This is a genomic window from Flagellimonas sp. HMM57 (genome assembly GCF_021390175.1).
Classification (GTDB): Bacteria; Bacteroidota; Bacteroidia; order Flavobacteriales; family Flavobacteriaceae; genus Flagellimonas.
On the sequence record NZ_CP090004.1, the window covers coordinates 4060465 to 4083126 of the forward strand.

The following is a 22662-nucleotide window of genomic DNA, read 5'->3' on the forward strand; positions in this document are numbered from 1 at the left end:
AATTTTATTCGTTTTCTGTTTGAAATACTTTTAGTTTTAAAATTCCGTCTTTAGACTTCACTAAAAGCTTCTTGTCATAAGCTAAGAGAATCTCTCCGGCCAACGAAGTGCCAAACCTTTCTAAAAGTGCTGGATGCACAATTTCCTCCACTTCAAAAATACGGTAATCTCTATCGTTCAATTTTGTATAACATCCTTGCGAAGCAATACCAAAGCTCTTCACTTTTCTTATTAACTCCTTATTCCCCATTCGTTCAAAATCAACCTGCTGTTTTTCTTTCGTTCTATTAAAGTAATCAGCTTTTCCTTGTTGCTTTTCTCCACTGTACCTAAATCGGTTTGCCTTTAAAATCTCCCAACCTTTTCTAAATACAAATCCTTCTAACTCAAAAGCTAAAAAATAAAGTAATCCAAGGTCAACATCAGGAGTTATTTCTTCTTTATGTTGATAGATAATGTTCCCTGTATCTATTGTAGCGTCAATAAAATGCATTGTAGCACCATAGAACGCATAATCATTATAAAAAACCCCGTTCAAAGGTGTTTTACCTTGTAAAAAAGGGAGATAGGTAGGATGGATATTGACCAAGATTTGAGATGCATCAAACTTTTCTACAGGGAATACAATAGGACACCCATTGGATACCAAAACCTCAAAATTAGATTTGTACAAAAAGTTGAGAACCTCTTTTTTTTGGGTCATATCAAAACTTTTATGCTCGATATCCTCAGAAATTAGTTTTGATTCTAATAAACTGCCTTTCAATGCGAAAACATGATCAAACTCTATACCCATTTTAATGGCAGAATCAAACACATGCGTCCTAGATCCCAAAAAGATAATTTTCTTCACAACGATTATTGATTTTAAACTTTAATATTGTAGAACTTCTGACCACCTTACTACAAACAAACATAAGGTATAGAACGGTCAATTCTTACTTTACATCCCAATAAATTGTAGCACTGGGCTTTTTTTTGATTTCTTTGCCATAAAATTGAAGAGTTATGAGTGCGTTAGTAGGTACTAACATTGGTTATGGTTCATTTTTTCATGCTGTTGAAGCAGAGTCTATACTTAATCTTGAGCCAGACTTGCCAATCAAGAACTATGAGCTTTTTTATACTGGTAGGCATGCCATCAAAGCATTGTTGAATGCTATAGGACAAAAACAAACGATAAAAAAAATCTGGCTTCCCAAATATTATTGTCAGCACGTAACCGAATGGCTTGTTTTTAACTTTTCAAACATTGATTTTTACGACATAAAACCTTTTGATGCTGCAGAGAAATTTTCCATCACCAACTTTTCAGATGAAAACGACGTTGTCATATTGAATAATTTCTGGGGTATTTTCAATTATGATATCCCAAAAACCAATGATAGGGCGATATGTATAGAAGACCATTCGCATGGCTGGCTCAGCAATGGGTGTATCAATAGCAAAGCAGATTTTTGTTTTGCATCATTACGAAAAACGCTTCCCGTTCCTTTAGGAGGAATACTATGGAGACCAGATGGAAAAAAACCAATTGACAATAACCTGCAATTGGTAAGAAGTGTAGATTTTGACAACATTTGGAACGATATTTCTACTGCTATGGCAAAAAAAGCAGAACACTTAAAAAGTGAAGGTGGGAATGTATCCAAAGAGGATTATCTAAACCTCATCTATGCTTCCGAAGCATTTCTGCATAAACAATACGATGTTGTTGCGTTGCAACGCTCACATCTCGACCAAATCACAAGCTTTTTGGGCAAGGATTATGCATCCTACAAACGTGCAAACCTGAACCATATGGATTCCCTTGACAATACAGATGTATTTCAAGTTATCGATTATCAAAACAATACTACCTTTGGGCTACATTTAGTCTTCAAAAATGAAGAGGCATTTAACGCTATCAGGAAATACTTGATAGCTCACGATATTTATCCCTCTCAATTATGGCCGGACAATAATATTGACCTCCCGTGGAAATATCTATTAAACATTCATGTTGATTTCAGATACAAAAACTCTGATATGGATTATATAACAAATCATATAAATGCATGGTTAAAGTCCTATAATCTTAAATAGAATGTACAAGTATTTCTTAAAAAGGGTCATAGATTTCGTTTTTTCTTTTTTTGGGCTTTTGATTTTGTCCCCTATTTTCTTAGTAGTTACATTGTTACTGTTTTTCGCCAATAAGGGGACTCCATTTTTTGTACAGGACCGACCGGGAAAAAATGGCAAGATTTTTTATGTCTTAAAATTTAAGACTATGAACGACGATAAAGACAGTATGGGCGAGTTGTTACCAGATAAAGACCGAATCACCAAAATAGGTAAATTTGTCCGTAAAACATCGTTAGATGAGATTCCCCAATTATGGAATGTCCTAAAGGGAGATATGAGCCTAATCGGTCCAAGGCCCTTACGGACTTTTTATTTGCCGTTTTATTCACTTAAAGAACAACGAAGGCATAATGTGCGTCCGGGAATAACTGGATTGGCCCAAGTATCTGGGCGTAATTTTCTCAAATGGGAACAACGGTTCGCTTATGATTTGGAATATATTGAAAAGTTATCCTTCTGGCTAGACGCAAAAATTATTTACAAAACTTTTCTAAAGGTCATAAAATCTTCTGATGTAGCCACAGATCCTGATGAATTCGTGGAAAGTTTCCACATATATAGACAACAACAAATAGACAGCGGAATTTTCGAGCATGAACAACAATGATTTACAAGTAGTTTCAGTAACCAAAAAAGAATTGCGCTTTTACTTAGAGACAAAAGCAGAAGAACGCGATTATCTATTGCCTTTGTCAGAAAACAAGGCGCAGTGGATTTTGGAAAAACCTGGAATGGATGAAGAGGACGTTTGTATTGTATTTGCACATTCTAAAGGTGAGGTGCTCAGCTTCGCTTATCTTCTTCCAGATGTTTTGTCAAGCACGAATACGGAAACGGATCGTAGCAACAGAAAGGTTTTTTGGATGCCACAATGGTGGGCTTCTACAGCAGCTAAAGGCACTGTAATCTCAACATATATTTTCAACGAAGCATTACGCATTACCAACCAAAGGGTATTAACAAAGGCTTACGAACAGAATGCGGATACGTTCTATAAAAAACAACCTTTTTCCATCATACAAACGATGCAGAGGCATACAATTTTCATTGCCTTGGACCATAAAATGATCATACAAAGAATACCAATATTAAGGTACATAAAGTTCTTTTTTAAATGGTTGGAAAAAGCGTCCCGGACTATCTACTATTGGTTAAACCGTTCAAGAATTAAAGGGATAACAAAAAATATCAAAATAAAATATATAAATCAACTGGATACAGATGCGTGGAATTTCGTAAAGCCTTTTTTGGAGAATGATCTCATAGCAAAAGACAAAGATTATGTCAACTGGCAGATAGCCAACAAACAATATATACCAGTACCATGGAGTTCAAAAAAAAGCAATACTGGTATAGTTAAAGGTTTTGGAAAGAAGATCGGGATTGTCAATTATATATTGCAAGAAGAAAAAAACATCGTGGCATTTATCTCGTTTAATTATATCAGCGATGTAGCTTATATGAAGTATTGTGTTACTTCAGAAGAAAATATGACCAAGGTATCCGCATCCATTTATGAAAACATGATAAGACTTAAATTAAACTATCTTTTTACAGACAATGTTGTTCTTGCCGATTCCTTTTCTGAAAATCTCAGTGTAGTTTACCAATATACCCAAACTAAAAAATCTATGTCGCATAACGCTATCCATCCAATGTTGAAAGGTATGGATTTAGCCGAGCAAGACGGACATTTTATTTAACACATCATGAAATTTCTTCAAGTACTTAAAAACTCAATAGAAAATTATCCAAGTAGGAACGCTTTTTTTATCGAAAGTAGTAACTACAGTTATTCTGAATTGGGGCATTTCATTTCCAAAATACGTGGCCAAATTCAAAACAACATTCCTCTTTCTGAGAAACTCATCGGTATGGTCACCAACAATGATATAGAAACATATGCCACCATTCTAGCACTTTGGATGGAAGGTAAAGCTTATGTTCCTATCAATCCAATTTACCCAAAGGCACGTAACAAAGAAATTTTAGGGCTTACAGATAGCAGATATGTCCTGGATTCATCATCGTCTCCATATCTAGATGATACGTTTAATATAGTACCTACCAATAACGACGAACCCTGCGAGAATAATCTGGAATTTAAAGACGTAAATCCAAATGATATTGCATATGTCATCTTTACCTCCGGTAGTACAGGAGTCCCAAAAGGAGCGCCTGTAGCGTTTAGCAACCTGAACAGTTTTACCAATGCCATTGAGACACATCTATCATTTTCATTATCTCCCTCCGACCGTTGCCTTCAGATGTTCGAATTGACTTTTGACATGTCCGTTGTTTCATTTCTAGCTCCCTTACTCCATGGCGCATGTGTTTATACCTTACCAAAGAGTGGGATAAAATATTTTCAAATAATCAAGTTGTTGGCCGAGCATAAATTAACCGTACTGATCATGGTACCCTCTATTATACATTATCTGCGCCCTTACTTTAAGGAAATACAAGGCGATAGTGTACGATATTCCTGCTTTGCAGGCGGCAAGCTTTATGATGAAATTGCCGGTGAATGGAACAGCTGTATTCCTAATGCACAGATTATAAACTACTATGGCCCCACGGAAACTACTATTTATTGTGGAGGTTACCTGTTTGAAAAAAATGGCCAAAATAAACATGAGAACGGTATACTCTCAATAGGAAAGCCGTTTGGAAATACAATATATTTAGTTGCAGATGGAAACGGAAAAGAGCTGAAGACTGGAGAAACAGGTGAACTCTGTATCGCTGGGGAACAATTGTTTCCTGGATACCTAAAAAATGAAGAAAAAAACAGTCGTGTCTTTTTCAGCAGCACCTATGAAGGTTCATCACATCTATTTTATAAATCTGGTGACTTGTGCTATAAAGATGAAAATGGAGATTATATGTATGTAGGCAGGTCAGATTTTCAAGTAAAAATCAGGGGATATCGAGTAGAATTGGGTGAGGTAGAATATCATGTCAAGAAAAAATTATTGGGTACAGATGTAGTGGTTATCGATATTACCGATGGTATGGGCAATACAGAATTAGGCCTTGCCATTTGTTCCAAAGAACTAGATTTAAAACCTATGCTTTCTTATTTAAAAGAAACTTTACCTCCTTACATGGTACCCACACAGTTTTTATATGTAGAGCAGTTTCCACACAGTGTGAACGACAAAATAGATATGAAAGAATTAAGATCTCTTTTTAATAATTCCAAACAAAAAAAATAACACCATGAACGAAGAAGATATAGTAAAATCTTTACAAGATATTTTTGTTGATGTTCTAGAGCATAGCTCTTTTGAACTAAGTAAAGAAACTACGGCGAATGATGTGGATGGCTGGGACTCCGTAACCCACATGATGCTCATTACCGAAATTGAAAACAAACATCAAATAAAATTTTCCCTAATGGACCTCATGAATTTGAACAATGTTGGAGATTTAATAAATGTAATCAAGGAAAAAACAAAATCGTAAGCTGACTCATTTCTGTGAAGTAGTTTTTTACATGTACCAGGTCTAAAAAAACTTTGGTAGAACTATCGAGCTTCAGGCCTGTGCCTGTTACTTATATATTCTGCAATAAGCCCTGCTATTAAGTTCCGTCCATGATTATTCCAATGCATATCATAAATAAGGGTGGCGGGCTTTTTAGATTCTTTCAATGTTTTGGAGAAATCTATATAGCTAAAATCATTGGCCTCTAAATAATCCGTGAACAAAGAACTTGTGTTGTCTTTATCCAGTAGCAGCACAAATCGGTCCTTATCAAAACCATATTTTTGTACTAACATTTCAAAATTGTTTAGATACAACGAATCCTTACTCTTCATAGAAATAACATCGCCTTTCCCTAAAGTAGATGGCATAGATTTTCCCTTTAAAAGATTTATTAAATCAGAACCCATTCGCAACGCGGGGTCCAATAATCCAATACTTTGTGTATAGACCAACAACTTGCTTTTTTTCAGTAGTCGATTTCTGGGATTCTCCAACTTTATACGTTCTTGGGATATCTGATATTCCGATCTACGAAGATCGTTGGAGAACTTTACCCCTATAACCACATGGTCTATTAAATCGAACTTTTCTTTATAGGCATGTATTAAATGTAATTGGTCAGCCATATCGTACCCTGCATACCCATATTCATACACCTCAAATCTTGGTAATTTTTGTTCGATTTTTCTACCTGTGGAACTATAATAATTTTGATGAAAACCTTCAATAAACGAGTCGCCAACCAATGCAATCTCTTTTTTTTCCTTAGTGGGAAGATATTCACGATACGAGTTAAAGCCAGAATTATTTATATGGTACGCTGAAAAGTTCTGTCGACGATTACCCGTTACGGAAAAGCCATTCTGAACGGGCTGCCATTTCTCGACCCCATTTTCATCTACGATACGAATAGGTGTATCCTTACCCAGATAAAACAAACGGACAAGGAGTTCCAATGCTACCAACATTAGAAAACCATATCCCAATAATTTAAGGAACAATCTTCTCATGCCCATAACCTAAAATTGAAAATAAATAAATGAACGATCAAAACCACTATCGTAAAAAAGTAAAATTGCAAAGACAACTAGTGTATATAACATAAACCTGACTCCCCTCGACCTGAATTTGAAAGGATTACGCTCATCCTTGCGAATACAATATTCATAAATTACAAAAAGCGCAAGAAGAATAAAGTAATCTACCATACGATATCCTAAAGGATGGCTGTATTGTGCATACTCAAAATTAGAAAAAATCCGTTCGATATAATTAAATGCATCAGTCAACGATGCTGATCTAAAAAAGATTCTTGAAAAAGTGACGATAGAAAAGGTTAATAAAATTTGACCCATTTCTTTTAAAGTAGGTAGAATCGTTCGCTCTGCCACTACCGTATTTTTATATATGGTATTTCTACCCATCAGAAAAACCGGAATAAAGGCCAACGCATGGAAGGCACCCCAAAAGATAAAGGTCCAGTTGGCACCATGCCAAAAACCGCTTACGAGAAAAATTATACAAATATTCCTCACGGAAAGTAACTTACCTACCCTTGATCCACCAAGTGGAATATATACGTAATGCCTAAACCATGTTGATAAAGATATATGCCAGCGCTGCCAATATTCGGCAACATTCCTAGAAAAATTTGGAAACTTAAAATTAGACATCAATTCGATACCGAATAATTTTGCAGTTCCAATAGCTATGTCCGAATAGCCAGAAAAATCCCCGTACACTTGAAAACTAAATAAGGTAACACCCAGAACTAAGGTTGATGCAGGATAAGAGTGATAATTTGCGAAAATATCGTCCACTATTGGAGCAATACCATCTGCAATTACCATCTTTTTAAAAAGCCCCCAAAGAATAAGCTGTAAACCAGATACGCATTGACCATAGTCGAACTCCCTTTTTTTGATAATCTGTCCCAATAGATTAGAGGCCCTCTCAATAGGCCCGGCAACCAATTGAGGGAAAAATGCTACAAACGTTGCAAACGATAAAAAATCCCTAGTGGGTTTTAAACGTCCATAATAAATATCCAAAGAATAGGACATTGTTTGAAATGTATAAAAACTGATGCCTACCGGTAAGATAATATTCAAGGTCCAACTGCTCTTAATCGAATAACCAAATAGCTGAAACATGTCCATAAATGAATCGGCAAAGAAATTGTAGTACTTGAAAAAGCCTAATAGCGTGATGTTAAAAATGACACTAACTAAAAGCCATAACCTTTTTTTTGATTTACTTTCGTAAATGGCCTTTCCAATAACAAAATCCACTATGGTACTTGCTAAGATCAAAAAGAGAAACCTCCAGTCCCATAGGCCATAAAAAAAATAACTTGCACCCAAAACCAAAAGGTTCTGTATTCTAACCTTTTTACTAAAGACAAACCAATAAGTTAAAAAGACTATTGGAAGAAATATAAAATAGGATAATGAATTAAAGGCCATTACTCACCAAACGAGTTAAAAATCGATTATTTCAATCTCAGACCTTCTGTTATGACGATGCTTATCTTCTGAACAAGGGGTAGTATCATCGCATTCGTTCACCAATTTAGACTCCCCAAAAGCTCCAGACTTTATTCGCTCTTCAGGTATTCCTTTGGATATGATATAATCCACTGTACGTTTCGCCCTTCGTTCTGATAACCATTGATTGTATTCATTTGTTCCCCTAGAATCTGTATGTGCTCCTATTTGAACTACTAATGTTGGGGTATTTTTCAAAATATCAACAAGTTTATCCAAAAGATTTTTATCGTTCTTGGTCAAATAGGATGAATTCAATTTAAAATATACACTGCCCAATTGTTCAATCTCGTTCATGATTTTTGAACGTTCGGCATCTTTTGCTTCTTTTCTTGCTTTTTCTTCTGCTGCTAGTCTTTCAGCTTCTTTCTCTTGTTCTAACTGTTCAGCTAGTAATCTGGCCCGCTCATCTGCTTGTTTGTTAGCATCAATAGAGTCTTTGACCCGTTGTTGCTCCTCTTCCATTTCCTTTAAGTAAGCTAGCTTTTCTGCGCCTTTTCTCGAAAGTCCTTTTTCAACATTGAAACGGTATGCCACACCAACCGCGTGTTGTACATGGTTTGTGGAATTTTCTATATTCATGGTCCATTTACCCGTAGAACTGAAATCCAATCCCCAATGGTCTGAAAACCAAGTTCTAAAACCCACAACAGCATTGTAGGTTCCCCTACCCTGATTGTTGGCATCTGTATATCCTGCGCCAATTCCTATATATGGGTCAAAAAAGCCTGTTTCACCCAATATCTTGTTTAAATCATAGCTTACCCTAAAATCCAATCCAAAATAATCTACATCTTCCGTAGCAATAACATCATCAACTACTTTTCCTTCATTGTATCTGTTATAGCTTCCTATTGCTTCTAACCCCAATCCACTTTTAAAATAGCGTCCTACGCTTACTCTTGATGGGTGGGGAACTGTGTTCCATCCATCTTTTAAATCAAAAAGCTCTCTAAATTCATCACCAGAGTCATCAACAAAGTTTGTACCCAAAGTAGCCATCCAAAAACTTTCCGCTATACTATCTTTTTTGGTAAGTTGTCGTTCTTGCGCCATCAATGTAAGCACAGATAAAAACACAATCGAAAAAATGACCGACTTTTTAGTAAGCATAACGTATGATTCGAGGATTATCCCAACAAAATTAGCTCTAGTGTACGTAACCCTATGCTTTATACTTTCAAGTGCTCCAATTATCGATGAGTGGACAAAAACAGAGGCTTGACAGTCTTCAGAATCCTACTTTTTCGAAAGAAACTGGTTTTATAACAGTAGGTGTTCTATAAAGGTAAAAAGGGTATGTAATAATTTCAGATGAAGATTTATCTTTATGATAATCAGGCATTTTCACGGTGATTATCATTTCGTTCCCCAGTGTTTCCGTTTTCGATAAAACCGGTATTGCGTTCCCTTTCTGTTCCCCCATACATATGATGACCACCATGTATTGGGTAAAATCTATAGTTGGTACAGGAAGTCCAGGTTTTCTGGTCTTATTGATCTTTGAATAAAATTTATTCAAAGATTTGGCATCCTTTATCACCATTGCATCATATTCCAAGATACCACTATAATTGTCCTGATCTATCAAAACAATATCAGCATCTTGCTCAGATGATTCTGCCGTAACAGTATTTTGTGCTTTACAAGAAAACAGTGAAACGAGAATAAACAATAAGAGAAACCTTTTCATCGCAATCTATCTTAATAGGAATTCTTAAATCTAGACTTATAGGCCTTCTCATAAACCTCTTCGTACAAGGGCAGGATATTCAGTATGTCAAACTTAGAAGCCACCTCATAAGCATTTTCCTTAAACTCATTTAATATATCCTCATCTTTTAAAACGTGCAGTGCTTTTGCGCCCATTTCGGTGACGTCGCCCACATCTGCAAGAAATCCAGAAACCCCTTGTATGTTTACTTCTGGAATCCCGCCGGTATTACTCGAAATTACTGGAACCCTATTGATCATTGCTTCAAGAGCTGCTAAACCAAAACTTTCCGATTTTGATGGTAATAAGAACAAATCCGAAAAACAAAGAATCCTATCGATTTCATTGCTATTGCCCAAGAATATAACTTTATTTTTTATCCCCAAATCATCACAGAGCTTCTCGGCCATCTCCTTCTCGGGGCCCTCGCCTACCATGATTAGTTTTGCTGGTATCTCTTTTTGGATACGGTCAAAAACATGAATCACATCGGGTATATGCTTTACTTTTCTAAAGTTACTGATATGGGTCACTATCCGCTCATCATCATCGGCCATCAAAGAACGTTGACAATCGGTATATTCCGTACTGTATTTTGTTGTATCAATAAAGTTGGGAATGACCTCTATTTCTTTTTGGATATCAAAAATCTTCAAAGTGCTTTGCTTCAGATTTTCTGATACGGAAGTTACCACATCAGATTTATTGATACTGAACGTAACCGCCGGCTTATAGAAAGGATGTTTCCCAACCAACGTTATATCGGTACCGTGCAGTGTTGTGATCATAGGAATGTAGATGCCCTCTTCCAACAACATCTTTTTGGCCATATACCCTGCATAAGCATGGGGAATTGCATAATGTACATGCAAAAGCTCTATTCCAAAAAGCTTTATGGTATCTACCAATTTGCTTGACAGTGCCAACTCATAGGGTTGGTATCTAAAAAGTGGATACTCCGGGACATTGACCTCGTGAAAGTGGATATTGTTGTTTAAGAGATCCAGACGCACTGGCTGTTTATAGGTAATGAAGTGGACTTCATGCCCTCTTTCCGCCAAAGCTATGCCCAATTCTGTAGCTACAACACCACTACCACCAAAGGTTGGATAACAAACTATTGCTATTTTCATATTCACAAAGCTAACGCAATTTACGTTCTAATCTATAATGGCATCATAAATAGCCTGCTGGATTCTGGTCCGTAAACCAGATTTGACCAAGAGCCTGTTCGTGGCAGATGGATAGGTTCTATTGGACAAAAACACATAGACCAATTCTTCTTCAGGATCAGCCCAAGTGTAAGTTCCGGTAAAGCCGCTATGCCCAAAGCTTTTTCTAGAAACACATCCACAGGTTGGCCCTTTTTCCTTTAACTGGGGCTTATCAAAACCTACTCCTCTTCTTACATCTTTATGACAAAAGTAACAGGTATTAAATTTTTTAATCGTCCGTTCATCAAAAAAGCGATGCCCACCATAGTAGCCTCCTTGCAAATACATCTGCATTATTTTGACCACATCATCGGCATTACTGAAAAGACCTGCATGTCCACCTACACCACCTTGCATTGCCGCACCCATATCGTGCACATATCCTTGCACAGTTTGGTAACGATAATAGGTATCTTCTTCAGAAGGCACTATCTCGTCTTTTGTAAATTTGCTTAGGGGATTGAACGATGTACGCTGTAAACCCATTGGGGTATACAAAAAATCATTGACCAGCTCGTCTATTGGCTTACCATAGGTTTCTTCTATATATTTTTTAAATACATAATAAGCTACATCGCTATAGCGGTAACGATTGGATTTTAATGACTGTCTTCCTATCCTGTTGTAAATAGAATCTTTGTAAGCATCGGTTATATATAGATTTTCCGCTACTTTATAGGAAAATCCATCCGTTAGTTTAGTCCTATAAAATTCTGATGAAGGTTTCCTTTCATTGTTCAAAGTGCTTATGTAAAAAGCAATCCAGGCTGGAAGTCGACCGTAATGAGATAATGCTTTTAGCACTGTAACGTCTTTTAATTCAGAATCAGCATATTCAGGTATCAATTCTTCAAACGTATTGTTCAGCGCAATTTTACCTTCTTCCTCCATTTTCATGATCATAGGTAATGTTGAAAGAATTTTGGTCAAGGAAGCCAAATCATAAATATGCGATTCCTGAATTCCCATTGTTGCCTTATAGGTTGGTTTACCAAAGCTTTTGTTGTAAATAACCTTTCCTTTTTTTGCCACCAATATTTGTGCTCCCGGAAACATCAAAGAATCAAGTCCTATTTGGACTAGACTATCAACTGCTGCCAATTTACTGGAATTGAGGCCTACCCGTTCTGGAATACTGTAGCCCAAACGTTGTAACGATTTTAGCTTTGTTCCTGTATAAACCGGAAATTCTTCATGGGCAGAAACGGGCAACTTCCCATTAGCACCAATTGCACCGAAGATTGCTTCCGCAGTTTTTTCTTGTGCTATTGCACTATTTTGATAGGCTACTACTACTCCATCAATAGTTTTGAAATTTAGGACGTCTAAAAGCGCATAAGGCTTTGCAAATAAAGTCAGTATCGTGTTGCTGGTCCGTAGCCTAGAAATCTCTTGTAACCAAAAAAGTTCATTTTTGGAGAATTTATAGCCTTTCCAAGGGCTTTGGTTGTTTTTATGAAAACCTATAATTACTAGATTGTAATCGGCAAGTTTCTTTTTGTACCCTGCAACATCTTTGGCATTGATTTGAGTCACCTTGGCATATTTTGATAACGTTTCAAAAAAAACTTCGCCAGAGTCATCACCAAACTTTACATAGGCAATCTTCTTGTTTTCCAGTTTTTTTATTGGGAGTAACGAAAAATTGTTCTTTGCGACGGTAATTGCATTTTCAATCGCTTCTTCATAAAGAACATCATTATCCACGCCATTCAAATCTTCATAGAGATTTTCCAGTTTTATAGGCTTGTAATTAGATAGTCCAGCTTTATACTTGGCCATCAATATTTTCTTGACCGATACAGAGAGGCGCTCCTCGGTAATAACTCCCTCATTATAAGCTTCTATCAGTTTTTCTTTGGCCTTCATGACATTCTCAGGCATCAATAACATGTCATTTCCTGCCAAGAAAGCTTCGAGCTCAACTTCTCCTTCATTTGCGAATTGAGAGACAGCTTTCATGTTCAATGCGTCCGTAAAGACCAGCCCATTAAAGCACAATTCTTCTTTTAGCAATCCTGAAACTATATCTTTAGAAAGGGAAGATGGATGTCCTTCCCTACTTTCAAGGGTTGGCACATCCAAATGTGCTACCATTACGGTACTTATCCCATTTTCTATCAATTTTTTGAAGGGATGCAGTTCTATGGAATCCAATCGCTCTTTTGTTGAGTTAATAATCGGCAGAGCCTTGTGGGAATCTGTCGCCGTATCGCCATGACCGGGAAAGTGTTTTCCACAGGATAAAACACCTGCTTTTTCCATTCCTTTCATAAAAGCGATTCCCTTCTGAGTCACATTTGTAGGATCTTCACCAAAAGAACGGTTACCAATAATAGGATTTTTAGGATTGTTGTTGACGTCTATGTCCGGTGCAAAATTGATGTGAACACCTAACCGCTTGGCATGTTTCCCAATTTGAAAACCAACTTTTTCAACTATGTTGCTATCCTGAATAGCACCCAATGTCATGTTCCATGGAAAGGCATATGTTGAATCAAGACGCATGGCAAGGCCCCATTCGGCATCCATTCCGATCAATAAAGGTATTTTGGAGTTGGCCTGATACGCATTGGTGAGCTTCGCTTGGCGATTTGGGCCGCCTTTTGAAAAAATAACTCCCCCTATGTGCTGTTCTTTAATGAGCTTCGATATCTTATCCGTTGAAGCCTTATCTTGATTTGAGGCAACATTTACCATGAAAAGTTGACCTATACGCTCGTTCAGCGACATATTTCTATATTGAACCTCTACCCAACTGGATTGTGCTAGGGAATCGGAAACAATTAACGGGTCATTTTGACCATGTATTTTAAAAAGAAATAAAAAGAAAAGGGGGAAGTAAAAATTTATGCGCATAAATATCTTGTCTAAGACATCAACTTATTGCTGCTAAAAATATTGCTTTTCATCGAAGAAAGCACGGTAATTAAGATAATTTAAAGGATATTTTACGAAACAAACCTTGAATGCCAACTCTCACTGGCAGGAACTTCCCAATGCTCTTGATATTCGAATTTGGTGGTTACCAAGTTATTGAACACTATCGTATTTCCCGAAATGGCTTTCTCCTTGGCCATTTTTTTAAAGTCCTTTAACGATTTGTACGTAACGTACTCACCTTGTTTGAACGATACATTCATCCTATCTAAAAGTGTTACACCATATTTTTGTTCCAACTCCTGTATAAAATGAACGGATGCATCAATAGAGCAACCAGACGCACCAGTATTCGACTGGTCCAACGCGATAATTATAAATCTTTTATACTTTATTTCAAAACCCGCTTCCAATTGACTACCGTGCGCAGTCCATTCTGTAATAAAACCTTTCATTTTATCTTGAATTTCTTCTAGCTCGGTATCCGTAAAACTTCTGTTGGCTTGGTAAATCCAAATCCTAGAGTCGTCAGGAAGTTTATCAAAAGGTACTAACATAAAGCGTCTTAATTGTATATTCTAAATTAATCCAATAATGATTTCAAACCATCTTTTGCATTGTAAATGCGTCCCACTTCATCAGTACTCAAAGGTCTGCTAAATACGGAAAGTTCATCGAACAAACCTATATAGTTAAGCCCCAACATGATGTTTGATTTTTCTTCATCCCATGTAAAAGGATCGTTTATTGGTGGTACTTTTCCTTTACTTTCTCCATTAACGAACAATTCCGAACTACCGTTTTCAGTATTCAATCCTGAAAAGTTAATAACAATATGTGTCCACCCACCTCTTTCAAAGGGAGGTTGTTTTACGGTAACCAATCGTCTCAAATAATCCGAATTTTCATCCGGACCCAATTTCTTAGGGTTCCACACCTCTATATCGCCCAAAACCCCTAAGCGAAAATCCCTGGGATTCTCTTTGGTAAAATCTACCCAAAGTGCCGCATCGTTATAATTAACATCGGTTATTTGAATGGGATCACAATAGCCAGGCTCCAAATCTTTAGCTGGATCTAGTTGCAACCAAAATGAAACGGCGCCGTTCCAATTCTCCTTGGAATATCCTATATTTTCAGCTGCTTTAAAAAAGGTAACCATTCTACTCTTTTTCTTGAAATCCAAAGCACCTCCAGAAAGACCGGCTCCTTTGTCAAAAACTACATCTGGATTTAAAAGACCGGGTTTTGCATCTTGCATATTCTTTCTAAGTTCGGCAGTATAAATAGCATTATCGCCTACTGCAATATCTGCAGATGTGCCTTCATCAAAGGAGGCATAGAACAAAAGGTCATCCTTTAATTTGTCTTCTGCGATAAATGCAACTAGCAAAATAAAAGAAGAAAGTAGCAATGTATATTTGAAAAAGTGTTTCATTTTGATGGATATCTATTATAAATCTTCTGCATTTGCTATAAGTTCCGCCACGTCCATCACTTTGATGCTGGCTTCTTTTTCTTTGTTTTTGACACCATCCGTCATCATGGTATTACAAAATGGGCAAGCAGCAGCTATTATTTCGGGTTGTGTCTCTAAAGCTTGTTCGGTACGTTCTATGTTTACTTCTTTATCTCCCTCTTCCGCTTCCTTGAACATTTGAGCTCCACCGGCACCGCAGCATAATCCACGCTTTCGACAGTTTTTCATTTCGACCAATTCCGCATCCAATTTTTGAATGAGTTCACGGGGAGCTTCAAATACATCATTTGCCCTGCCTAAATAGCATGGGTCATGAAATGTGATCCGTTTTCCTTTATAAGTTCCTCCTTCCAAGGAAATTTTTCCTTCATCAAGCAACTGTTTCAGAAATTGGGTGTGATGTACAACCTCGTAATTCCCCCCAACCCTGGGTATTCATTTTTAATGGTGTTAAAGCAGTGTGGACAGGCCGTAACCACTTTTTTCACTTCGTAAGCGTTCATTACCTCAATATTGGTAACTGCTTGCATCTGAAACAAAAACTCGTTGCCCGCCCTTTTAGCTGGGTCACCTGTACAACTTTCTTCGGTACCCAATACTGCAAAGCTCACATTGGCCTTATTCAATATTTTCACAAAAGCCTTCGTAATTTTCTTTGCCCTATCATCAAAACTTCCCGCACAACCAACCCAAAATAGTACTTCGGGCTGTTTTCCTTCAGCAAAAAGTGAAGCCATAGTGGGTACGTTCATTTCATTTGCCATTTAATTTCTCTTTAAGATTCTTGCGTCCAGTTTAGTCGGTCCATTTGGTTAAAAGGCCATGGAGCACCATTGTTTTCCAAGTTCCCCATCATATTGTTAAGGTCAGATGGTGCTGCAGACTGCTCCATCACTAAAAACCTCCTCATTTCAACTATAATGGACAATGGATCTATACTTACGGGACATGCTTCTACACATGCATTACATGTGGTACATGCCCACAATTCTTCTTGGGTGATATAGTCATTCAATAGCTGTTTTCCATCAGAAACAAACTCGCCTTTATTGGCATCGATGTTTTTCCCAACTTCCTCTAGCCTGTCACGGGTATCCATCATTATCTTTCTTGGAGAAAGCTTTTTGCCAGTCTGGTTTGCAGGACATTCCGAAGTACATCTACCACACTCGGTACATGTATATGCATTGAGCAACTGTACCCAGTTCAAATCCATCACATCTGAAGCCCCAAATTTTTCAGGGTCTGCAGTATCTTCAGCTGGAGCGGCAAAAGGGTCAGCCGTAGGATCCATCATCAATTTTACCTCATTTGTCACTGCTTCTACATTATCAATCTCGCCTTTAGGCTTCAACTTCCCATAATAGGTGTTTGGAAATGCCAATAAAATATGAAGGTGTTTGGAATAATACAGGTAATTCAAAAAGGCCAATATCCCCAAAATATGAAGCCACCAAGCAGTACGCTCTACTAAAACCAAACTTGAAATTGACATGCCATCAAAAAGTGGTGCGATAAACTGACTAATTGGAAAAGCACCAGCCTTGGTATAATACTCAGCATTCATTTGCTGTAATTGAAAATCGGCAGCGTTCATGGTCAAAAATAGAAACATGAGTACCAATTCAATATATAGAATAAGGTTCCCGTCTTTTTTAGGCCAGCCTTCCATTTCTGGTTTTAGGAACCTTTTTAATTTGATAATGTTTCTTCTAATCCAAAAAACTACAACTGCTACGATAACCAAGAAGGCCAAAACTTCAAAAGAGCCTATCAAGAAATTATACAGTGCTCCCAATGGAGCAAAAACACGGTGAGTTCCAAGTATTCCGTCTATGACAATCTCTAAGACTTCAATATTTATAATGATAAACCCAACATACACGATGATATGCATGAGTCCTGATATTGGGCGAACCACCATTTTAGTCTGACCTAAAGCAATTTTCGCCATATTGGTCCAGCGTTGTGATTTATTATCGTTTACCTCAATAGCTTTACCTAATTTAATGTTTCTGGAGAGTTTCTTCACATTCCTAGAAAAAAAACCTACCCCTGCGATAAGGGCGAGTGCAAAAAGTATATTGGGTAAGTACTCCATAGTTTAGTTTTGAGTTTGTGCGGCGGGGTCATCTTCGGGAAGCTCATACTCTTTTTGCTTCTTTCCAAAAACAGAAACATTGACATATCTTTTTGGATTTAATCTAAAATCCTGCAGCAAAAGGTCTAATTCTCTTGAGGCTGCGTTCAGGTTATCGTATAATTTTTCGTCTTGGGTAAGTTTGCCCAAGGACCCTTCGCCTTTTTCAATTTTTCCAAGCACGCTGTTCAATTTTTCTACCGTTGTTTGAAAATTGGCTACTGTTTCCGCCAAACCTGCGTTTGCCAGAGAATCTGAAAGCTTGGAGAAATTAGTTGTAATGTTATCCACATTTTTTAATGAATTGTCCAACTGCTCTGTATTATTGTCCAACAGTGTATTTAACTTGTCCGCGCTTCCTTTAAAACTAGAAACAAGTTCATTAAGTCCAGCTATACTTTGTTTTAATTCAAATCTAGTTTTCTCATCCAATATATAATTGAATTTGAGCAGAAGTGAATCTGCGTGCGAAACCGCTCCCTCGACCTTCATCTGCAAAGGTGTCAGCTTTTGTTGTACCAATTCAGTAAGACCCGGTTTGGTCTCAGTTATAAGTGTATCTCCAGACTTTATCATTGAAGCACCATCAAAGACCGGTTTTATCTGAATTCCTTTTCCACCGATGATACCGGTATCATATAACTCTGCTTTGCTATTTGCAGAAAATGTAAAATCATTATTGATAGATAGGGTGACCAGTAGTTTCCCCGAATTATCCTTAAAACGGATATCGGTTACATTTCCTACGGCAAAACCATTTATGGATACTTGAGTGCCCGGCTGCAGTCCACCAACGTTGTCGTAAACTGCATAGAGAATCTTGGTATCTTCAAAAAATGATGAGGATTTCAGATAACTTAATCCAAAAATCACTGCGAGTATTCCTGCGATCACTATAATCCCAGTTTTAATTTCCCTGGTTAGTTTCAAAAGAATCAGTTTACGATTTAAACAAAATTAGGAATATTTTCGTGAAGGTAACCACAGTTGGCCATTCCTATTTGATGGCCTCTGATAATGAAACCCTTACACCATCTTTGTAAGCAACAATATAGGAGGTAGTATACCCCTTGGCATCTGCCTTTGCCTTTAAACGTTTTGCGTCATTGTATGTACTTGCATTACCGTACATGTAACGATACAAGTTGTTAAAGGGTTCTTTGGACAACATATCCAACTCATTAAAATTGGCTCCCGTGAGTGGGATGTTCTTAGCACTGGCCATTAGTTGCACTTTAAAGATCACGCCTGCTGTATTGGACGGTTCGGAATTTGAGGAGGTATCCACAATTTCCGTTTTCTTCTCTTCTGGATTAGTGGTAGGGGTGACTTTTTGGGCATTAGCCTTTTCGTCTGCTGGTTTTTTGGTTTCCGTGGAAGCATTGACAACCTCTGGGATATCCTCAACAACGTCAACTTCACTAGCTATATCAAGTCCAGTATCAACATTCTTTTTGTAGGTCAAAATTGCTTGTGCAATGGCCTTTCCCATTTCCCTTTGTCCCTTTTCAGAATTTAAATACTTACCTTCATTTACATTGGTCAAAAATCCTGTTTCTACCAATACGCTTGGCATAAAGGTCTGGTGAAGCACAATAAACCCTGCTTGTTTTACTTTTCTATCTTTTCTTTTTAATTGTTTTGTAAAGTTATCCTGCAATACTTTCCCCAATAAAATACTATTGTCTAGAAACTCTTCTTGCATTATAGTCAACCCAATAACGGATTCTGGCGAATTAATGTCATACTCGGCATAACGTTGTTCATAGTTATCCTCTAAATAGATTACGGAGTTTTCCTTTTTAGCAACTTCAAAGTTTTGCCTATTGGCATGAAGCCCCAAAACAAAGGTTCCTGCACCATGAGCATCTGAAGAATGTGAATCACAGTGCACGGACACAAAGAGGTCGGCATTTGCATCATTTGCAATTTTGCCCCTTACAAAAAGATCGACAAAGGAATCATCATCTCTTGTGTAAATGACTTTTACATCTGAATTTTTCTTTAATTCTTCTCCTGTTTTCAAAACAATCGCTAAAGCAATATTCTTTTCGAGATAACCGTTTCCCAAATTACCTGGATCATGACCACCATGTCCGGCATCCAAAACAACGACGAATTTATCCTTTGTTTGTACTTCGGTATCATTTTTGTTAAATGAAGTCAATGAAAGCGAGACAAATAGAAAAGTAAAGAAAGCTAACTGACTTTTATTCATAAGAACTGCGTAATTATAGCGTTCTGCAATGGTTAAAAATATTGTAATCCCCAATCAACAGAACAAAAAATATATGTAAGTTTGAGCCCAAAAACTGAGCCAAACTAGAACAAAAATAGGATTTATCACGTTGCAATCAAATAAACATCTTCTAGTTTTCCTATTTGCACTCCTATGTAGTATGGCAAATCTGTCGGCACAAGAAGATCCCATTGTACCACTTCCCATAAAAGCAATACAGGATAGTATTGTAGCTCCATTATTGCCACCTAACATACTAAATGACTCAATTGTCAGTGATTCTACACAACTAGATAGTACCCAACAAAAACAGCCGTTGCTTCTGGATAAAATCAAATACAAGGCAAAGGATTATGTAAAATTGAGTCAGAAGGATAATAAAATCTATTTGTACGACGAAGCTGAAATCTATTATCAAGATACAGAACTAAAGGCTGGGATTATTGTAATGGATTATATTAAAAACGAGGTATATGCCGGACGAATAAGGGATTCTACAGGAACATATTCCCAATTACCCTATTTTAAACAGGGAACAAACGAAGTGAGGCCAGATTCCATTCGTTTTAATTTTGATACGCAAAAAGCGCTTATCTGGAACTCTAGAACGGAACAGCAAGCAGGTCTGGGCCAGTTGGGGAGCGATGCCATGAAGGTATATGCTGAAATAACCAAAAAAGAGAACGATTCCGTTTACTTTTTAAGTGAGGGTAAATTGACTACTTCCAAGGATACGGTCGACCCAGATTATTACATCAGAATACGAAAGGCCAAATTTGTACCGAAAAAGAAAATCATTGCTGGTTTCAGTAATCTTTATATAGTAGATGTACCAACACCAATCGCATTGCCATTTGCTTATTTCCCATTGACTACAGGACGAACGGCGGGACTAATCTTCCCAACTTTTGGTAATGATCCACAGCGGGGATATTTTCTTCAGAACGGGGGATATTATCTTCCTATAAGCGATTATGTGGATTTAAGCTTGAGTGGAGACTTTTATACCAATGGAAGCTATGGATTTAGAACGCAGTCCATCTACGCAAAACGATACAGATTTAGGGGCAATGTTAATTTCAGTTTTGAGAACATCATTCAAAGTCAAAAAGGTTTTGATGATTTTAGCAGGTCCACCATATACAATATCCAAGTAAGGCATACGCAAGATCCAAAAGCTAGCCCAAACTCTCGTTTCTCAGCATCGGTTAATCTTGCAAGCAGTCAGTTTTTCACAAATTCGCTCAATCAAAATAACCGTTCTCAAGTTCAGACCAATAATCTCAATTCCTCCATAAGTTATTCAAAAACGTTTCCCGAATACCCCTCTGTCAATACCAGTTTAACGCTGACACACGGGTTAAATACGAGAAGTGAGACCGTAACCATGCAGCTCCCAACCTTCCAAGGTAGTATGGAACGTATTTTTCCTTTTGCAGAACGAGATGGGGTTAAAAAAGGAATCATTGACAACATAAACTTTCAGTATGATGTAAACGCACAAAATAGCATTACCACTCCAGAAGAAAACTTCTTTACGGGTGCCATGTTCGATGACGCACGTATTGGGGCAAGGCATAGAATACCGATAGCCACCAATTTCAAGGTTGCAAAATACATGAGTGTTACCCTGAATGGAAGCTACCAAGATATATGGACACTTGAGACCATAAACCGTAGATTTGACCGCAGCTCAGAAGAGGTGGTAACTGACACTATTTCAGGATTTGACCGATTCAACCAATACAACTTTGGGGCAAGTATAGGAACAACCATTTATGGTACTTTCAATCGTGGTGAGGATAAAAAAATACAGGCTATCCGACATGTAATGCGACCATCGATAAGCTATAGCTATGCTCCCTCATTTGAACAGTTTTACGAAACCTATTTAGACGAAGATGGAGAGGAAGTCCAATACACCCCTTTTGAAACCAGTATTTATGGTAGACCGTCTTTGACAAGGGGCAATTCCATGTCTTTTTCTATACAAAACACACTCGAGGCTAAAGTAAGGGACAAGGATTCTACAGCCATAGAACCCAAAAAAGTGAGCATATTGAGCAATCTTAATTTATCTACCAGCTATAATTTTGAAGCCGATTCTTTAAAACTGAGCCCTCTTAGTATGACTGGGGCAACCGAAATTATTAAGAGCGTTCCTATCAACTTTTCGGCTACCTTAGATCCCTATGCCATCGACAATAATGGAAGAAGAATAAACACCTTAAATGTCAACAATGGAGGTGGTCTCTTTAGACTGACCTCGGCCAGGGTCAATACAGGCTTCACGTTAAATAGTGAAATGCTAAAAAAGGGTGGAGGCAAAAAAGAAGAAGATGGCCCTGAAGACCAAGAGCCTGGTTATGGTGAGAACCCTTTTGCAATTGATGGCGTTCAAAATGGCCAAACCTTTTTTGACAACAGAAATCCGGAAACCGACGAAGTGGATAATCCGTTGTACAATACCAAAATTCCCTGGGACATACGTTTTACTTATGTTGCCACCTATAATAACAGTAATCGGCAAAAAGAAATTACCAACCACTCACTCATGTTTTCTGGAAATGTTCAACTTTCTCCAAAATGGGAGGTCGGTTTCAACTCTGGTTATGATATAAAAAACAAGGGTTTTACCGATACAAGATTTACTTTTAACAGGGACTTGGATAGTTTTAGGCTTAGTTTTGACTGGACTCCTTTTGGACAGTTCGAACGATGGTATTTCTTTATTGGGATAAAAAGTTCTATACTCAGCGATCTTAAATGGGAAAATAGAAGCCAGCCTTTTACCAGCAGAAGGTAATTTTCAATATCTTGAAGCTTTAAA

At 37.4% G+C, this 22662-nt stretch carries 18 protein-coding genes and 1 pseudogene; 6 read left to right on the plus strand and 13 right to left on the minus strand.

Features of this window, described 5'->3' with window-relative positions; all coding sequences use genetic code 11:
* Positions 1-4: 4 nt before the first annotated feature.
* Entirely contained in the window at positions 5-853 is an 849-nt protein-coding gene (locus tag LV716_RS18045; RefSeq protein WP_163419170.1) for a formyltransferase family protein, read from the minus strand.
* A 155-nt stretch (positions 854-1008) separates the two neighbouring features.
* On the opposite strand from LV716_RS18045, the gene LV716_RS18050 reads away from it, so the two are divergent.
* Genes LV716_RS18050 through LV716_RS18070 form a run of 5 tightly spaced genes read left to right on the plus strand, consistent with a single transcriptional unit; the run spans position 1009 to position 5595 of the window.
* A complete protein-coding gene (locus LV716_RS18050; RefSeq protein WP_163419171.1) occupies positions 1009-2085 on the plus strand; it encodes a hypothetical protein in 1077 nt (358 codons plus the stop codon).
* Position 2086: 1 nt separating this feature from the next.
* Positions 2087-2734 (plus strand): sugar transferase, encoded by a 648-nt coding sequence (locus tag LV716_RS18055; protein ID WP_163419172.1) that lies wholly within the window; start codon positions 2087-2089, stop codon positions 2732-2734.
* On the plus strand, positions 2721-3830 hold the full coding sequence (locus LV716_RS18060) for a hypothetical protein (protein ID WP_163419173.1): 1110 nt from the start codon (positions 2721-2723) through the stop codon (positions 3828-3830). The genes LV716_RS18055 and LV716_RS18060 overlap by 14 nt, the downstream gene beginning before the upstream one ends.
* Before the next feature lie 6 nt (positions 3831-3836).
* Positions 3837-5345 (plus strand): AMP-binding protein, encoded by a 1509-nt coding sequence (locus tag LV716_RS18065; RefSeq protein ID WP_163419174.1) that lies wholly within the window; start codon positions 3837-3839, stop codon positions 5343-5345.
* A 4-nt stretch (positions 5346-5349) separates the two neighbouring features.
* Positions 5350-5595: an acyl carrier protein gene (locus tag LV716_RS18070; protein WP_163419175.1), complete on the plus strand. Its 246-nt coding sequence runs from the start codon at positions 5350-5352 to the stop codon at positions 5593-5595.
* 62 nt (positions 5596-5657) lie between these two features.
* On the opposite strand, the gene LV716_RS18075 is transcribed toward LV716_RS18070, so the two are convergent.
* The 12 genes and pseudogenes from LV716_RS18075 to LV716_RS18130 form a co-directional block, all read right to left on the minus strand.
* Positions 5658-6629, minus strand: a complete 972-nt coding sequence (locus tag LV716_RS18075; protein ID WP_163419176.1) for a hypothetical protein — start codon at positions 6627-6629, stop codon at positions 5658-5660.
* A 9-nt stretch (positions 6630-6638) separates the two neighbouring features.
* Positions 6639-7982 (minus strand): MBOAT family protein, encoded by a 1344-nt coding sequence (locus LV716_RS18080; RefSeq protein WP_370637450.1) that lies wholly within the window; start codon positions 7980-7982, stop codon positions 6639-6641.
* A gap of 117 nt (positions 7983-8099) precedes the next feature.
* On the minus strand, positions 8100-9278 hold the full coding sequence (locus LV716_RS18085) for an OmpA family protein (RefSeq protein WP_163419178.1): 1179 nt from the start codon (positions 9276-9278) through the stop codon (positions 8100-8102).
* 118 nt (positions 9279-9396) lie between these two features.
* Positions 9397-9858, minus strand: a complete 462-nt coding sequence (locus LV716_RS18090) for a hypothetical protein (protein ID WP_163419179.1) — start codon at positions 9856-9858, stop codon at positions 9397-9399.
* 11 nt (positions 9859-9869) lie between these two features.
* Complete coding sequence (bshA, locus tag LV716_RS18095; RefSeq protein ID WP_163419180.1) at positions 9870-11012, minus strand: N-acetyl-alpha-D-glucosaminyl L-malate synthase BshA; 1143 nt, start codon at positions 11010-11012, stop codon at positions 9870-9872.
* 27 nt (positions 11013-11039) lie between these two features.
* Complete coding sequence (locus LV716_RS18100; RefSeq protein WP_163419181.1) at positions 11040-13952, minus strand: glycoside hydrolase family 3 N-terminal domain-containing protein; 2913 nt, start codon at positions 13950-13952, stop codon at positions 11040-11042.
* Between the two features lie 92 nt (positions 13953-14044).
* Complete coding sequence (locus LV716_RS18105) at positions 14045-14530, minus strand: ABC transporter ATPase (protein WP_163419182.1); 486 nt, start codon at positions 14528-14530, stop codon at positions 14045-14047.
* 26 nt (positions 14531-14556) lie between these two features.
* Entirely contained in the window at positions 14557-15411 is an 855-nt protein-coding gene (locus tag LV716_RS18110) for a LamG domain-containing protein (RefSeq protein WP_163419183.1), read from the minus strand.
* Between the two features lie 15 nt (positions 15412-15426).
* A pseudogene (locus tag LV716_RS18115) lies at positions 15427-16217 on the minus strand ((Fe-S)-binding protein).
* A gap of 11 nt (positions 16218-16228) precedes the next feature.
* Positions 16229-17554: a (Fe-S)-binding protein gene (locus LV716_RS18120; protein ID WP_163419185.1), complete on the minus strand. Its 1326-nt coding sequence runs from the start codon at positions 17552-17554 to the stop codon at positions 16229-16231.
* Between the two features lie 3 nt (positions 17555-17557).
* Positions 17558-18523: an MlaD family protein gene (locus LV716_RS18125; protein WP_163419186.1), complete on the minus strand. Its 966-nt coding sequence runs from the start codon at positions 18521-18523 to the stop codon at positions 17558-17560.
* A gap of 67 nt (positions 18524-18590) precedes the next feature.
* Positions 18591-19811 carry an N-acetylmuramoyl-L-alanine amidase gene (locus tag LV716_RS18130; protein WP_163419187.1) on the minus strand — a complete coding sequence of 407 codons (1221 nt, stop codon included), beginning with the start codon at positions 19809-19811 and terminating at the stop codon, positions 18591-18593.
* A gap of 181 nt (positions 19812-19992) precedes the next feature.
* Here LV716_RS18130 and LV716_RS18135 point away from each other — a divergent pair, with 181 nt between their 5' ends.
* A complete protein-coding gene (locus tag LV716_RS18135) occupies positions 19993-22638 on the plus strand; it encodes a putative LPS assembly protein LptD (protein ID WP_233759180.1) in 2646 nt (881 codons plus the stop codon).
* The last annotated feature ends 24 nt before the right edge of the window (positions 22639-22662 follow it).

Coding starts and splice junctions, on each gene's coding strand:
- LV716_RS18065 (WP_163419174.1), top strand. CDS start 3,837: ATGAAATTTCTTCAAGTACTTAAAAACTCAATAGAAAATTATCCAAGT.
- LV716_RS18085 (WP_163419178.1), bottom strand. CDS start 9,278: ATGCTTACTAAAAAGTCGGTCATTTTTTCGATTGTGTTTTTATCTGTG.
- LV716_RS18105 (WP_163419182.1), bottom strand. CDS start 14,530: ATGTTAGTACCTTTTGATAAACTTCCTGACGACTCTAGGATTTGGATT.
- LV716_RS18110 (WP_163419183.1), bottom strand. CDS start 15,411: ATGAAACACTTTTTCAAATATACATTGCTACTTTCTTCTTTTATTTTG.
- LV716_RS18075 (WP_163419176.1), bottom strand. CDS start 6,629: ATGAGAAGATTGTTCCTTAAATTATTGGGATATGGTTTTCTAATGTTG.
- LV716_RS18100 (WP_163419181.1), bottom strand. CDS start 13,952: ATGCGCATAAATTTTTACTTCCCCCTTTTCTTTTTATTTCTTTTTAAA.
- LV716_RS18050 (WP_163419171.1), top strand. CDS start 1,009: ATGAGTGCGTTAGTAGGTACTAACATTGGTTATGGTTCATTTTTTCAT.
- LV716_RS18090 (WP_163419179.1), bottom strand. CDS start 9,858: ATGAAAAGGTTTCTCTTATTGTTTATTCTCGTTTCACTGTTTTCTTGT.
- LV716_RS18070 (WP_163419175.1), top strand. CDS start 5,350: ATGAACGAAGAAGATATAGTAAAATCTTTACAAGATATTTTTGTTGAT.
- LV716_RS18120 (WP_163419185.1), bottom strand. CDS start 17,554: ATGGAGTACTTACCCAATATACTTTTTGCACTCGCCCTTATCGCAGGG.
- LV716_RS18055 (WP_163419172.1), top strand. CDS start 2,087: ATGTACAAGTATTTCTTAAAAAGGGTCATAGATTTCGTTTTTTCTTTT.
- LV716_RS18130 (WP_163419187.1), bottom strand. CDS start 19,811: ATGAATAAAAGTCAGTTAGCTTTCTTTACTTTTCTATTTGTCTCGCTT.
- LV716_RS18060 (WP_163419173.1), top strand. CDS start 2,721: ATGAACAACAATGATTTACAAGTAGTTTCAGTAACCAAAAAAGAATTG.
- bshA (WP_163419180.1), bottom strand. CDS start 11,012: ATGAAAATAGCAATAGTTTGTTATCCAACCTTTGGTGGTAGTGGTGTT.
- LV716_RS18135 (WP_233759180.1), top strand. CDS start 19,993: ATGGCAAATCTGTCGGCACAAGAAGATCCCATTGTACCACTTCCCATA.